This window comes from Pseudomonas sp. EA_65y_Pfl2_P78, assembly GCF_963970495.1.
Taxonomy (GTDB): domain Bacteria; phylum Pseudomonadota; class Gammaproteobacteria; order Pseudomonadales; family Pseudomonadaceae; genus Aquipseudomonas; species Aquipseudomonas baetica_A.
Map to the genome: position 1 here is coordinate 13,588 of NZ_CAXAON010000005.1, position 14,119 is coordinate 27,706.

General features: G+C 58.9%; 14 protein-coding genes. 6 read left to right on the forward strand and 8 right to left on the reverse strand.

The window, feature by feature from the left end:
- Window positions 1-41: 41 nt before the first annotated feature.
- From rplQ to bfr, 3 genes are all read left to right on the forward strand, one after another.
- On the forward strand, window positions 42-428 hold the full coding sequence (rplQ, locus tag AACY02_RS06740; protein ID WP_003176402.1) for a 50S ribosomal protein L17: 387 nt from the start codon (window positions 42-44) through the stop codon (window positions 426-428).
- A 239-nt stretch (window positions 429-667) separates the two neighbouring features.
- A complete protein-coding gene (locus tag AACY02_RS06745) occupies window positions 668-2,122 on the forward strand; it encodes a catalase (RefSeq protein WP_339431278.1) in 1,455 nt (484 codons plus the stop codon).
- Window positions 2,123-2,271: 149 nt separating this feature from the next.
- Window positions 2,272-2,736, forward strand: coding sequence for a bacterioferritin (bfr, locus tag AACY02_RS06750; protein WP_339431279.1), 465 nt, complete (start codon window positions 2,272-2,274; stop codon window positions 2,734-2,736).
- A gap of 62 nt (window positions 2,737-2,798) precedes the next feature.
- On the opposite strand, the gene uvrA is transcribed toward bfr, so the two are convergent.
- Complete coding sequence (gene uvrA / locus AACY02_RS06755; RefSeq protein ID WP_339431280.1) at window positions 2,799-5,633, reverse strand: excinuclease ABC subunit UvrA; 2,835 nt, start codon at window positions 5,631-5,633, stop codon at window positions 2,799-2,801.
- A gap of 191 nt (window positions 5,634-5,824) precedes the next feature.
- Between uvrA and AACY02_RS06760 the strand changes: the two genes are divergently transcribed.
- Both AACY02_RS06760 and AACY02_RS06765 read left to right on the forward strand, forming a co-directional pair.
- On the forward strand, window positions 5,825-7,222 hold the full coding sequence (locus tag AACY02_RS06760; protein ID WP_339431281.1) for an MFS transporter: 1,398 nt from the start codon (window positions 5,825-5,827) through the stop codon (window positions 7,220-7,222).
- A 9-nt stretch (window positions 7,223-7,231) separates the two neighbouring features.
- Entirely contained in the window at window positions 7,232-7,756 is a 525-nt protein-coding gene (locus AACY02_RS06765) for a single-stranded DNA-binding protein (protein ID WP_007917224.1), read from the forward strand.
- Window positions 7,757-7,831: 75 nt separating this feature from the next.
- Here AACY02_RS06765 and AACY02_RS06770 read toward each other — a convergent pair whose 3' ends face one another.
- The 7 genes from AACY02_RS06770 to AACY02_RS06800 all read right to left on the reverse strand — a co-directional run bounded on the left by AACY02_RS06770 (window position 7,832) and on the right by AACY02_RS06800 (window position 13,016).
- Window positions 7,832-8,989 carry a glutathionylspermidine synthase family protein gene (locus AACY02_RS06770; protein ID WP_339431282.1) on the reverse strand — a complete coding sequence of 386 codons (1,158 nt, stop codon included), beginning with the start codon at window positions 8,987-8,989 and terminating at the stop codon, window positions 7,832-7,834.
- 2 nt (window positions 8,990-8,991) lie between these two features.
- Window positions 8,992-9,675, reverse strand: coding sequence for a DUF1190 domain-containing protein (locus tag AACY02_RS06775; protein ID WP_339431283.1), 684 nt, complete (start codon window positions 9,673-9,675; stop codon window positions 8,992-8,994).
- A gap of 17 nt (window positions 9,676-9,692) precedes the next feature.
- Window positions 9,693-10,118: a DUF350 domain-containing protein gene (locus tag AACY02_RS06780; protein WP_339431284.1), complete on the reverse strand. Its 426-nt coding sequence runs from the start codon at window positions 10,116-10,118 to the stop codon at window positions 9,693-9,695.
- Between the two features lie 15 nt (window positions 10,119-10,133).
- Window positions 10,134-10,784, reverse strand: coding sequence for a DUF2491 family protein (locus AACY02_RS06785; protein ID WP_339431285.1), 651 nt, complete (start codon window positions 10,782-10,784; stop codon window positions 10,134-10,136).
- A 148-nt stretch (window positions 10,785-10,932) separates the two neighbouring features.
- A complete protein-coding gene (locus AACY02_RS06790; protein WP_339431286.1) occupies window positions 10,933-11,631 on the reverse strand; it encodes a PspA/IM30 family protein in 699 nt (232 codons plus the stop codon).
- A 17-nt stretch (window positions 11,632-11,648) separates the two neighbouring features.
- Window positions 11,649-12,314, reverse strand: coding sequence for a YjfI family protein (locus AACY02_RS06795; protein WP_339431287.1), 666 nt, complete (start codon window positions 12,312-12,314; stop codon window positions 11,649-11,651).
- A 153-nt stretch (window positions 12,315-12,467) separates the two neighbouring features.
- Entirely contained in the window at window positions 12,468-13,016 is a 549-nt protein-coding gene (locus tag AACY02_RS06800; protein ID WP_339431288.1) for a cysteine hydrolase family protein, read from the reverse strand.
- Between the two features lie 101 nt (window positions 13,017-13,117).
- Here AACY02_RS06800 and AACY02_RS06805 point away from each other — a divergent pair, with 101 nt between their 5' ends.
- On the forward strand, window positions 13,118-14,119 hold the full coding sequence (locus tag AACY02_RS06805; protein ID WP_339431289.1) for a GlxA family transcriptional regulator: 1,002 nt from the start codon (window positions 13,118-13,120) through the stop codon (window positions 14,117-14,119).

Sequence of the window (14,119 nt, forward strand, 5' to 3'; positions counted from 1 at the left end):
CGTCGTAATCACCGAACGTTGTGTTTGGTAAGGAATGAACCATGCGTCATCGTAAAAGTGGTCGTCACCTGAGCCGCACCAGCTCGCACCGCAAGGCCATGTTTCAAAACATGGCGGTGTCGCTGTTCGAGCACGAGCTGATCAAAACTACTCTGCCAAAAGCCAAAGAACTGCGTCGCGTTGCTGAGCCGCTGATCACTCTGGCCAAGACAGACAGCCTGGCTAACCGCCGTCTGGCTTTCGACCGTACTCGTTCGAAAGCTATCGTTGGTAAGCTCTTCAACGACCTGGGCAAGCGTTATGCTACCCGTGAGGGTGGCTACCTGCGCATCCTCAAGTGCGGTTTCCGCGCTGGCGACAACGCGCCTATGGCGTACGTCGAGTTGGTTGATCGTGCTACTGCTGGCGAAGCTGTATCCGCCGAGTAAGACGTCAGTCTGAAACAAAGAACCGGGCCTAGTGCCCGGTTTTTTGTGCCTGTAAGAAAAGCGCTTTACGTACAAGCATCTCCCTCTGTTCTGTTGTCACTATGTGCTGGGAATTTTAATTAGTAATTTTCTATCGATGTGTGCAGGTTAATGAATTTGTAGGTGTCACATTGTTGATTGATACTCCCGTCCAAGCCGATTAGCCGGCAGCTCCAAGACTGACAGAGGAAGAAGACCGTATGAGCCAGACCAAAACGCTTACGACCGCCAGTGGCGCGCCTGTCGCTGATAACCAGAATTCTCGCTCCGCCGGCCCGCGAGGCCCGCTGCTGCTCGACGATTTTCATCTGATCGAGAAGCTTGCCCACTTTAATCGTGAAAACATTCCTGAGCGCCGGGTGCACGCTAAGGGCTCGGGTGCTTACGGTACGTTTACCGTAACCCGCGATATCACCGATTACACCAGCGCTAAGCTGTTCGAGTCCGTAGGGAAGCAAACCCCGACCTTCCTGCGTTTTTCAACGGTAGGTGGCGAGCGCGGTTCTGCCGACACCGAGCGAGATCCGCGTGGCTTTGCGCTGAAATTCTACACCGAGGAAGGTAACTGGGACATTGTCGGCAACAACACGCCAGTCTTCTTCATTCGCGACCCGCTGAAATTCCCTGACTTCATCCACACCCAAAAGCGCCTGCCACAAAGTAATCTGAAGAGTGCGCAGATGATGTGGGACTTCTGGTCGCATTCGCCGGAAGCGTTACACCAAGTCACCATTCTTTTTTCTGACCGCGGGATCCCGGACGGGTACCGTCACATGCACGGCTTTGGTAGTCACACTTACAGTCTGATCAGCGCTCAAGGCGAGCGTCACTGGGTGAAGTGGCACTACAAGACCCAGCAAGGCATCAAAAACCTTGCGCCGGCTGATGCCGCTCGTCTGGCTGGCACTGACCCGGATTACGCGCAACGTGATCTGTTTGAAGCAATTGAGCGCGGTGACTTCCCGAAATGGCGCGTGTGCATTCAGATCATGACCGAGGCTCAGGCAGCGGCGCACTATGAGAACCCGTTTGACGTGACCAAGACCTGGTCGCAGAAAGAGTTCCCGCTGATCGAAGTAGGTGAGCTGGAGCTGAACCGCAATCCGCTGAACTACTTCGCTGAAGTCGAGCAGGCCGCGTTCGGCCCGAGCAACATGGTGCCTGGCGTCGGTTTGTCGCCGGATCGTATGCTGCAAGGTCGTGTATTCGCTTACGCTGATGCTCACCGCTACCGTGTTGGTACCAATCACCAGCAATTGCCTGTGAATGCGCCACGCAGTGCGGTGAACACATACCAGCGCGACGGTTCGATGGCTTTTGGCAGCAACGGTGGCGCAGCGCCAAATTACGAGCCGAACAGTTACGTAGAGTCGTCCAAACAAGCGCCGCGTTATGCAGAGCCGGCGCTGGCCTTGAGCGGTGCGGCTGACCGCTACGATCATCGCGAGGACAGTGATTACTACAGTCAGGCGGGGGCACTGTTCCGCTTGATGAATGACGAACAGAAAGCGCTGCTGGTCAGTAACATTGCAGGAGCGCTGGCCGGTGTGACGCCTGATGTTGTGGATCGCCAGTTGCAGCATTTCTACAAAGCCGATCCGGCGTATGGCGAAGCAATTGCAAAGCTGCTCAACGTACAGCTTAACGAAGTCTAAACGAGAAGCAGAACCGCCCTCATTAGGGCGGTTTTTGCGTTATTTAGCCTGCTTTTCTCAGATTATCTTCGCTTTTATTGCGCATGGAGGGTGACCTGACAGTCAGGTTGGTTCAAACTACAGCCTTTCAAGCAGGGAGATGTAGGGCGATGCAAGGCCACCCAGACGTTATCGATTACCTCAACACGTTGCTGACCGGCGAACTGGCCGCGCGTGACCAGTATTTTGTCCACTCGCGGATGTATGAGGACTGGGGATTCACCAAGCTCTACGAACGAATCAACCACGAGATGGAAGAAGAAGCAGGCCATGCTGACGCGTTGATGCGCCGGATCCTGATGCTTGAAGGTACGCCACGCATGCGTCCGGATGATCTGGATGTCGGCACCACCGTCCCGGAGATGCTCGAAGCCGATCTGCGCCTTGAGTACAAAGTCCGTGCGGCATTGTGCAAAGGCATCGAGCTCTGCGAACAGCACAACGACTACGTCAGCCGTGAGATATTGCGCGTTCAGCTCCACGATACCGAAGAAGATCACACCTACTGGCTGGAAAAGCAGTTGGGCCTGATCAAGCTAATCGGTCTCCAGAACTACCTGCAATCCCACACCTGACATGTAATACAAAAAAGCCCCTGTCACTGACGAAGTGACAGGGGCTTTTTCATGCTCGGTGTCTAGGCCCGATCACGGATCAGCAGTGGCTTGAGGTAATGGCCGGTGTGAGATTGCTTCATCTCGGCCACTTCCTCGGGCGTGCCGGTGGCAATGATCTGGCCACCCTTGGAACCACCCTCAGGCCCGAGATCGACCAGCCAGTCGGCAGTCTTGATCACGTCAAGGTTGTGCTCGATCACCACCACGGTGTTGCCGTGGTCGCGCAGGCGATGCAGGACGTCGAGCAATTGCTGGATATCCGCGAAGTGCAGGCCCGTGGTCGGCTCGTCGAGGATGTACAGCGTCTTGCCGGTATCGCGTTTGGACAACTCACGGGACAGTTTGACCCGCTGGGCCTCACCACCGGACAAGGTCGTAGCCGACTGCCCCAGCTTGATGTACGACAGCCCCACATCCATCAAGGTTTGCAGCTTGCGCGCGAGTGCCGGTACCGCGTCGAAGAACACTCGAGCCTCTTCGATGGTCATCTCGAGAGTTTCGTGGATGTTCTTGCCCTTGTATTTGATCTCAAGGGTTTCGCGGTTGTAGCGTTTGCTCTTGCACACGTCGCACGGAACATAGATATCCGGCAGGAAGTGCATTTCAACCTTGATCAGGCCATCACCCTGGCACGCCTCGCAGCGACCGCCCTTGACGTTGAACGAGAAACGCCCCGGGCCGTAGCCTCGGGAACGCGACTCGGGCACGCCGGCGAACAGTTCCCGGATCGGGGTGAACAGCCCGGTATAAGTTGCCGGGTTGGACCGTGGTGTGCGCCCAATCGGGCTCTGATCAATGTCGACCACTTTGTCCAGATGTTCCAGGCCCTTGATGCTGTCGTGCGCGGCTGCTTCCAGAGTGGTCGCACCGTTGAGTGCGGTAGCGCTCAGCGGGAACAGGGTGTTGTTGATCAGGGTCGATTTGCCCGAGCCGGAAACACCCGTCACGCAAGTCAGCAGGCCGATCGGAATTTCCAGATCGACGTCGCGCAGGTTGTTGCCCCGTGCACCCTTGAGCGCCAGAACCTGTTTCTTGTTGCGCGGTGTACGCTTGGCCGGCACCTCGATCTTCACCCGGCCCGACAGGTATTTGCCGGTCAGGGAATCAGGGTGCGCCATGACTTCGGCTGGCGTACCTTCGGCAACGATCTGTCCGCCATGCACACCGGCACCGGGGCCGATATCCACGACATAGTCAGCCAGGCGAATCGCGTCTTCGTCGTGCTCGACCACAATCACTGTGTTGCCGATGTCGCGCAGGTGTTTGAGTGTGCCGAGCAGCCGGTCGTTATCACGCTGGTGCAAGCCGATGGAAGGCTCATCGAGGATATACAGAACGCCCACCAGGCCGGCACCGATCTGGCTGGCCAGCCGGATCCGCTGTGCTTCGCCGCCGGACAACGTGTCGGCACTGCGATCCAGCGACAGATAGTCCAGGCCCACGTTGACCAGAAACTGCAGGCGCTCGCGGATTTCCTTGAGAATCTTGTCCGCGATTTCGCCACGACGGCCAGTCATTTTCAGTTCGCCGAAGTATTCACATGCATCGCCAATCGGCAGATTGGTCACTGCCGGCAGCGTTTTTTCGCCGACCCAGACATGCCGAGCCTCACGACGCAGACGGGTGCCACGGCAGTCCGGGCAAGACTGAGTGCTGAGGAACTTGGCCAGCTCTTCACGCACGCTCGCCGATTCGGTTTCGCGGTAGCGACGCTCGAGGTTCGGCACGATGCCTTCGAACGGGTGCGAACGTTTGACGATATCGCCACGGTCGTTCAGGTATTTGAAGTCGACGTTCTGCGAGCCGCTGCCGTGCAGGATGAATTTCTGCTGATCGGCTGGCAGTTCGTTGAAGGGCACTTCGAGGCTGAACCCGTAATGCGAAGCCAATGAGCCCAGCATCTGGAAGTAGTAGACGTTGCGCCTGTCCCAGCCGCGAATGGCCCCTTCGGCCAGGGTCAGATCACCATTGACCAGTCGCTTGATGTCGAAGAATTGCTTCACGCCCAGGCCATCGCAAGTCGGGCAGGCGCCGGCCGGGTTGTTGAAGGAAAACAGTTTTGGTTCGAGCTCGCTGATCGCGTGGCCGCAGATCGGGCAGGCGAAACGCGCGGAGAAGATCATCTCTTCGCCCGGCTCATCGTCCATCGGCGCCACGAGGGCAATGCCGTCCGCCAGTTTGAGTGCGGTCTCGAACGATTCGGCCAAACGCTGCTGCAGATCGGCGCGAACCTTGAAACGGTCGACAATCACGTCGATCGAATGCTTCTTCTGTTTATCCAGTTTCGGCAGCTCGTCGAGCTCGCAGATCCGGCCATTGACCCGGGCACGGACGAAGCCCTGAGCGCGCAGCTCTTCAAACACCGACAAGTGTTCGCCTTTGCGCTCGCGGATCACCGGGGCCAGCAACATCAATTTGCTGCCTTCCGGCTGGGCCAGTACCAGGTCGACCATCTGGCTGACGGTCTGTGCTTCCAGTGGAATGTCGTGGTCGGGGCAGCGGGGCGTACCGACGCGTGCATACAGCAGGCGCAGATAGTCGTAGATTTCGGTGATGGTGCCGACCGTGGAGCGGGGGTTGTGCGAGGTCGATTTCTGTTCGATGGAAATCGCAGGCGACAGGCCTTCGATGGTGTCGACGTCGGGTTTTTCCATCATCGACAGGAACTGCCGGGCGTAAGCCGACAGGGATTCGACATAGCGGCGCTGACCTTCGGCGTAGAGTGTGTCGAAGGCCAGGGACGACTTGCCGGATCCGGACAGGCCGGTGATGACGATCAGCTTGTCCCGTGGCAGGGTCAGGTCGATGTTCTTCAGGTTGTGGGTACGGGCCCCACGTATCAGGATCTTGTCCAAAGTGGCCTCGCTCGGCGGGCGTCGAAAACGTAGGAGTATACGGGCAAATACTGGATGGATGCACACTATCAAGCGCAGCGTTTTTTGCCTTGCATGAAGAGAGTTTCATGTAGGCGTGTCATAGCGTCGCGATATACCCCGTCTTCCGATGGGACTGGTAGAATCGCCGCCGGTTCACACGAGGTTTTTCCATGCACGATCCCCACAGCGAACGCATGAGTGGCAGCGAGACCCGCGCGGCGAGCGGTCTGGCCCTGGTGTTCGCCTTCCGTATGCTTGGCATGTTCATGGTGTTGCCAGTACTGGCGACCTACGGCATGGATCTGGCAGGCGCGACCCCGGCCCTGATCGGGCTGGCAATTGGTGCTTACGGCCTGACCCAGGCGATTTTTCAGATTCCGTTCGGGATCATTTCCGACCGCATTGGCCGCCGGCCGGTCATTTACCTGGGGCTGATCGTCTTCGCCCTCGGCAGTGTGCTGGCGTCCCAGGCCGATTCGATCTGGGGCGTGATCGCCGGGCGGATCCTGCAGGGCGCCGGCGCGATCTCCGCCGCGGTCATGGCCTTGCTCTCCGACCTGACCCGTGAACAGCACCGCACCAAAGCGATGGCGATGATCGGCATGACCATCGGTTTGTCCTTCGCTGTGGCGATGGTGGTCGGGCCGCTGCTGACCCGGGTTTTCGGTTTGTCCGGACTGTTCCTCGCTACAGGCGGCATGGCACTGATCGGGATCCTGATCATCATGTTCATGGTGCCGCGCTCAACCGGGCCGTTGCAGCATCGTGAGTCCGGCGTGGCGCGTCAGGCGCTGCTGCCGACGCTCAAGCATCCCGATCTGCTGCGCCTCGATCTTGGCATCTTTGTATTGCACGCGATGCTCATGTCGAGCTTCGTCGCGCTGCCCTTGGCCCTGGTGGAAAAAGCCGGGTTGCCCAAGGAGCAGCATTGGTGGGTTTACCTGACCGCGCTGCTGATTTCTTTCTTCGCCATGATCCCGTTCATCATCTATGGCGAGAAGAAACGCAAAATGAAACGAATCTTGCTCGGCGCCGTCATGACGCTGATGCTGACTGAGCTATTCTTCTGGAAGTTCGGTGACAGCCTGCGGGCTCTGGTGATCGGCACGGTGGTGTTCTTCACCGCGTTCAATCTGCTGGAGGCTTCTCTGCCGTCGCTGATCAGCAAGGTTTCACCGGCAGGTGGCAAGGGCACGGCCATGGGCGTGTATTCCACCAGTCAGTTCCTCGGTTCGGCACTCGGCGGGATACTCGGCGGCTGGCTGTTTCAGCATGGCGGTCTGTCGGTTGTGTTCCTCGGATGTGCGGGGCTGGCTGCCATCTGGCTGGCCTTTGCTGTTACCATGCGCGAACCTCCCTACGTGACGAGCCTGCGCTTGCCGTTGTCGCCCGAGGCGATCCGCGAAGCGGGTCTGGTCGAGCGCCTCAAGGCCCTCGTGGGGGTAACCGATGCAGTGATAGTTGCGGATGAAGCGGCTGTTTACATCAAACTGGACAAAGAATTAGTGGATCGCGACACCCTCGAACGCCTGGTGAACAACCCGGCCGGGGCTGCTTGCGAAGCCTAGGAGAACGTTATGGCCCGTGGGGTTAACAAAGTCATATTGGTCGGCACTTGCGGCCAGGATCCCGAAGTTCGCTACCTGCCTAACGGTAACGCCGTGACCAACCTGAGTCTGGCAACCAGCGAACAGTGGACCGACAAGCAAACCGGTCAGAAGGTCGAGAAGACCGAGTGGCACCGTGTTTCGATGTTCGGCAAGGTGGCCGAGATCGCCGGTGAGTACCTGCGCAAAGGTTCGCAGGTCTACATCGAAGGCAAGCTGCAGACCCGCGAGTGGGAAAAAGACGGTATCAAGCGTTACACCACCGAAATCGTGGTCGACATGCAAGGCACCATGCAACTGCTCGGCGGCCGTCCACAACAGGGCGACCAACAAGGCGGCGGCAACAACTATCAGCAGTCCGCTCCAACGCCACGTCAGCAGGCTCCACGCCCGCAGCAGTCGGCGCCACAGCAGCGTTCGGCCCCGGCTCCACAGCAGGCCGCACCGCAACCGGCTCCGGATTTCGACAGCTTCGATGACGATATTCCGTTCTAATTCTTGGCTGCATACGATCTAAATAAAAAGGCCCGTCGTTCAACGCGACAGGCCTTTTTTGTGGGCGGTGGTTTGTCAGTCAAGAATCAAATGCGGCAGAAACCGGCTTGAATCCTTGGTGATCAGACTGTTGTCCTCACGCACGCCAATACCCGCCGCCTGATCGCCAATCACCCAGGAGCCGATCAGCGTGTAGCTGTTACCGAACTTCGGCAGTGGTGCGAACTCCTGAAGGATAAATGGCGCATCGGTGTAGGGCCCATCTTCTTTGACGATCAGACCTTGCGCGGTTTGCAGTTCGATGTTTGCACCTTCCCGGGAGAAGTACGGTTTGCGCACCCAGCCTTTGGGCACGGCACTGGCCGGGTTCGGATCGAGGTGCGCTGCGAGCAGATTCGGATGGCCTTTGTGCAACTCCCACAACAGCGGCAGTGCGCCTTTGTTCGACAGGATCGCTTTCCACGCAGGCTCGAAAAACTGCGTATCGCACTCGGCAATCGCCGCGCCGAACGGTTCATGGAAGATGAATTCCCAGGCGTGCAGCTTGAACAGGTGCGGGATCCAGCGATCTTGCAGGTCGACAAAGCGGCCCTCGGCCGTCAGGCCAATGTCTTCGATGTCGATGTGCCGGGATTCGATGCCGACCTTTTCCGCGATCAGTCGCAGGTAATCGGTGGTGCCTTTATCCTCGACCGAGTCTTTCATTGAGGCAAAGTAGAAAGGTCGCTTGAGCTGCAACTCGGCAAAGGCTTGATGCAGCTTGGTGTCGATGCTGTTGAACTGGTCGGCATGGCTGGGCAGCGTGCCGCGCTCAATGCATTGCTCCAGCCAACCCCACTGGAACGCCGCCGCCTCGTAAAGGCTGGTTGGCGTGTCGTAGTTGAGTTCCAGCAGTTTCGCCGGGCCGTTGCCGCTGTAGGAAAAGTCCATGCGCCCGTACAGATGCGGATGTCCTTCCAGCCAGGACGTTCGGATCATGTCGTAGTACGCAGGCGGGATGCTCAGGCGATTCAGCAGTTCTTCGCTGTGTACCACGCGGTCGACCAGGTCCATGCACATCTCGTGCAGTTCGGTGGTCGGGTCCTCGAGATCGTTTTCGATTTGCGCGAGCGTGAACTGGTAGTACGCGCTTTCGTCCCAGTAGGGCTCGTCGTCGATGGTGTGGAACATAAAGCCGAGGCTCTCGGCCGTTTGTTTCCAGTCGGGGCGCTCGGCGCAGTGGACCTTTTTCATCGTCAGCTGCTCGAGCGGCCGGAACTGCTGCCCCAACCACCCCAACCGCTGCGGGCACTGGACTGGCTGCCAAAACCGCCACGGGAGGTGGAGGAGGCGACGTTCACCGGTTTGCTTTTGCTGCTCTCGTAGGTCGGTTGGCTACGGGGCGCCGACTCGATTCTTTTTGACTGCGTCGAGGTGTTGTAGGGCTGGCGCGTATCGCGGTCGCGATAGACCGTGCGATTCGAGTTGTTGCTCATCGCGTTGCCGATCAGCCATCCGCTCAGCCAGCCGCCGCCACTCGAGGTGTGGGAAGTGTTTTGCACATTCTGGGCAGCCGTCGTGTCACCGGCCGGCATCTGCGCATCGGCGATGGCGTCGAGATTTTGTGGGGTTTCACCGTTCTGCGGCACTTTGAAACCGCCGAGTTTCGGCACGAAGCGGCCGTCGGAGTTTTTCTGGCACCAGTCGGCAGCAAAGTCCGCGTCGCACTTGGCCTTGTCGTCGTACGCCGGAGCGATACGCCGGTGTTCGGTGAGCGCCGCGACGTAGGCGTTGGAGCAGACGTCGGCTGCCACTTCGGCATCGACGCACTGCTCAACGCTCTGGAAATTGCGCGCCTGATCCACCGCTGCCGCTTCGCCGGAAATGGCCATGGCCACCGACGCGGCGAGGGACAACTGAACGTACTTGCTTCGTTTCATCTAAGGCTTCCTGCCGATCAGTTGGACGGTGTCATGCACGCAGCGTTGAGCATACCGACGCTGATCGCTACCGCTGCGACGTAGATGCCGGAAGCGATTTCACCGCTGGCGATGCGCTGGGAAGTGCCTTTGAGCACCAGGCCAGTGGCGAGAAACGCCAGCAGTTGCACTGCTGCGGCAATCACGGCCCAGAGCACGAAGTCGAGGACGTTGACCGAATAGGCGATCACGTTGCTGGCAGGAATGGCGAAACCGATGATTGCACCGGACAGCGCAATGGCGGCGGCCGTGTTGCCGGAGCGGATCAGCTCGAATTCCTTGTGCGGGGTGATGCGCGTGTAGACGAATTGAAACAGCATGAACAGCAACACGGCGCCGATCAGGTAAACGATGAAACCGGTCAGAGCGGTCTTGTTCAGCGAGACAGCCAGCACTTCCAGCATGAAAAGCGTCCTTATTTAAATGGTGCTCAGGTCAGTCGTGTATAGCGAAATGCCGAGCGAGGTGCTCAGGCTGACGGTGCCTTCTTCGTCTTGTTCGACGGAGAACAACAACAGCTCGCGACGATCGGTCAGGCCGGTCTCGCGGGCGTAAAGCATGGCGTGGTGTTCGATGGTGTAGCTCTCGTCCGGGTTGACCACCTGCTCGGTCAGCGGCACCAGTTCGGTCTGGCCTTGTTCGGTGCCCCACTCGCGGGTGAATTCGACACCTTCGTGGGTGTAGGTCGGCAAACCGATCAGGCTGTTGGGGCCGGCCAGTCGCTGCAGTTCGGCGTCACTGTTGACTGTCACGTAACTGAGGTAGTTGAACAGGATGACCGATTCGATCTGATCATCGCCGGTGACGTGGATCTGTACCCAGAAATCCTCGTCGTTCATGTAATAGCGGTGCAGTTTATTGGACTGGCCGAGGTCGACCCAGCCTGCGCTCCAGATCGCCTGATCGAAGGGGACTCGTACCGAAGTCGAACCGTCGAGCAGCAGGGCCAGCGTCGAATCGAATCTGACGCCTTTGCCTTGGGCCATCCCGAGTGGGCCACTGGCGACGGTGGGTGTTGGCGCAGCGGTCTGCCAGTTGCTGGTGCCCAGCAAATCTTTAAACCATCCCATGGGTACGTTCCTTGAAGCGGGTGGAGGTGTTCGTCGTAAAAAGCGCCGCTAGTGTACCGGGCCGAGCGACGAACGAGCAGCGTCATTTGCTCAGCACAAACCCTGTGGGAGCGGGGTTGTTCGCCCCCACAGGGTTTTTATCGCGGTGTTACTGAGCGGATTTCTGCTTAAGGCGTTCAAGAATCGCATTGGCGCTGCCTTCATTCGGCGTGATGCCGGCGTCGCGCAGTTTACGATCCAGGTCGTTGCCGGTTGAAGCGTCTGCCAGTTCATCGGCCGCACTCAGTTCGGCAGCGCGTTGCTGCTGCTTGGCTTGCAGGCGGTTCAGGGTGCCGACCGCGGTTTCCAGTTTGCCGTTGGCGCCGCCGCTGGCGATCGATGCGCTGACCTGGGCTTTCTGCACGCTGTCACGGGCCTTGGCCATGTCCACTTGTTGGCGCAGGCTCTTGATCCGGGCTTCGGCCTTGTTGATGTCCTTGCGCATGTTGTCGGCATAGTTGCCAAACTCGTCGCTTTGGGCTTTTTCGGCGGTCAGGTCGTTGGTCAGGGTCGAAATCGCTTCGGCCACTTCCATCGCCAGGTCTTCGCGACCGGCGTTCAGAGCCGAAACAGCCTTGGCTTCCAGATCCTTGATCTTGGCGTCGTACTCGCTCACGCGGTCGGCGGCCAGCTTGTGCTTGGCCATGATGGTGATCAATTCGCGACGGGCGTTCGACAGCGCGGTATCCGCATCGCGGATTTCCTGGTCGAGGATGCGCAGGGCCTGTTGGTCGACGATCGCTTCGCCGACTTCATTGGCGCCGCCGCGCAGTGCGGTGAACAACTTGCTCCAGATGGACTGAGTCATTGGATATTCCCTGTTGATTACTTGAAGAAGTGTTCGAAGGCTTCGCTGGCGCGCTGCACGTTATCGACCAGGGTTTTCACCTCGGTCACCACGTTGGTCAGGCTCGAGTCGGCGCTGAGGGCGCCAAACATGTTGTAGACGGTCTGCCCGTTCGGCATCGACTCGATACCGATCGACGACAGCGGGAACATTTCCCGGCTGCGCAGTACGGCGTCGTTGAAGGCGCGCACGTCGGTGATCGAATCGATGTCCACCAGCACGGTGTCGACGATGATCTGTGCGCCGGCCAGGGCGATGTGAATCGGCAGACCGCCGAATTCGTTCATTTCCAGCTTGATGCTGGGTTCGGAGCTCTGGATCAGAGACAGCGTGATCTCTTGCGAAGCGACCTCGTCCAGGGCCTTGAGGGCGTTGAAGAGGCTGTCGATATTCCAGTTGTTGCCTGCGCTCATGTAATTCTCCGACATGAAAGAGCCAGCCAGAATCGGTTGGCGTAGCTGTTGCTCCATTTGTTTGAGCAAGCTTCGGTTTTCCGGAAGCACCCAAGTTTCGTGTTTCACATAACCGGCAGCCGCCAGGCCCGCACGCATCTGCTTCATATAAAAGCTGGATGGTTTTTTCGCGGACGGTTTTGAGCGCACTCCCTTTGGGTCTGATGCGGTAGCGGGGGAGCGGCTTTTCATGGCATTGATTCCGTTATGAACATCTCACGCGTGGGCCACACTACACCAATTCAAAGTGCCATCAATGGCTCACGCGTGAGATTTTTCCGGCGCTCGCAAAAACGCCCGCAACGGGGCGGGCGCAGTTTATTTTGCAAAGTGTTTCCGGGAGCGTCAGCGCAGGAGGAACTCGTCGGTGGACACCACGCTGGCGTAAGCGAAGCCCAGGGCTGACATGAAGGCCGCGTGGACGTGGTCTGCCGGTACGGTCATGCCGTTGAACTCCAGATCGCGGCTGGCGCAGGCGTCGTGAATCACCGTGACGTCATAGCCCAGATCCGCCGCCGCACGGGTGATGCCGTCGATGCACACGTGGCTCATGCTGCCGACCACCACCAGTTCCTTGATGCCTTGTTCGTCGAGAATCGATTGCAACTCGGTTTCGCGGAACGCGTTGACGAAGTGTTTGAGTACCACGGGTTCGTCGGCACGATTGAGCACTTTGGGGTGCAGTTTGGCGCCGTCCGAGCCGGGGGTGAAAAACGCGGCGTCCGATGAGGTGAACTCATGTCGAATGAACACCACCGAATCGCCGGCTTCGCGGAAGGCTGCGATCAGTCGCGCGGCGTTGTCGGCAGCGGCGTCGGCACCGGTGAGCGGCCATTTGCCTTGGGGGAAGTAGTCATTCTGGATATCGACTACGATGAGCGCTTGCTTGGCCATGGGTGTGTCCTCGATGGATTGTCTGGAAGTGCCTTCAGTATTGGCGCTGCCGAGCGACTCGAGGATTGGCCGCACCGACAATAGACAGGGGAAAACTGACAATGGGCGCACAAAGGGCTGCCGTGGCCGGGTTGGGCGTGCTGATTTATCCCGGCGCGCAAATGGCGGCCGTGCACGGTTTGACTGATCTGTTCGCGGTGGCGAACGGGATTGCCGCCGAGCATGAGGCTGCGCAACTGCCGTTACTGCGGGTCAGTCATTGGCAGGTTGAAGGCGATCAGGCGCCGAAGCGGGTTTTCGACAGTTGTACGGGGGGCGAAAGCGAATTGCTGGCGGTACTGATTCCACCCTCGATCGGTGGTTTCTGCGAAGCTCAGGCATCAACCGGGTTGCTGCACTGGCTGCGTGAACAACACGCCCGTGGCGCAACGCTTGGCGGCGTCTGCGCAGGCTCTTTTCTGCTGGCGGAGAGCGGTCTGCTCGACGGCCGCAGCGCCACCAGTCACTGGACCTCGGCCAAGGTCTTCGCCGAACGCTATCCGAACATCAGACTCAACGCCGATGCACCGATTGTCGATGACGGCGACCTGATCACCACGGCCGGGCTGATGGCTTGGTCGGAGTTGGGGCTGCGTCTGGTCGACAGGCTGTTGGGCCCGAGCATCGCTACCGCTACTGCGCGGTTTCTGGTGATCGAACACAGCGACAGCGCCAGTGAGTGCGGCAGTCATTTTGCGCCGATCCTCGGTCATGGCGATGCGCCGATTCTCAAGGTTCAGCATTGGCTGCAAAGCACTGGCGCGACGGATGTTTCGCTGACGGCAATGGCCGAACGCGCGGGGTTGGAGGAGCGCACATTCCTGCGCCGCTTCCGCGCCGCGACCGGGTTGAAACCGACCGAATACTGTCAGCATTTACGCGTCGGCAAGGCACGCGAGATGCTTGAATTCACCAACGGTACGATTGATCACATTGCCTGGAAGGTGGGGTATCAAGACCCGGGAGCGTTTCGGGCGACCTTCAAGAAAGTTACCGGGCTGGCGCCCAGTGATTATCGCGCGCGGTTTGGTGTCACTGCGCCAGTGAAAACACCGAGTACCTGA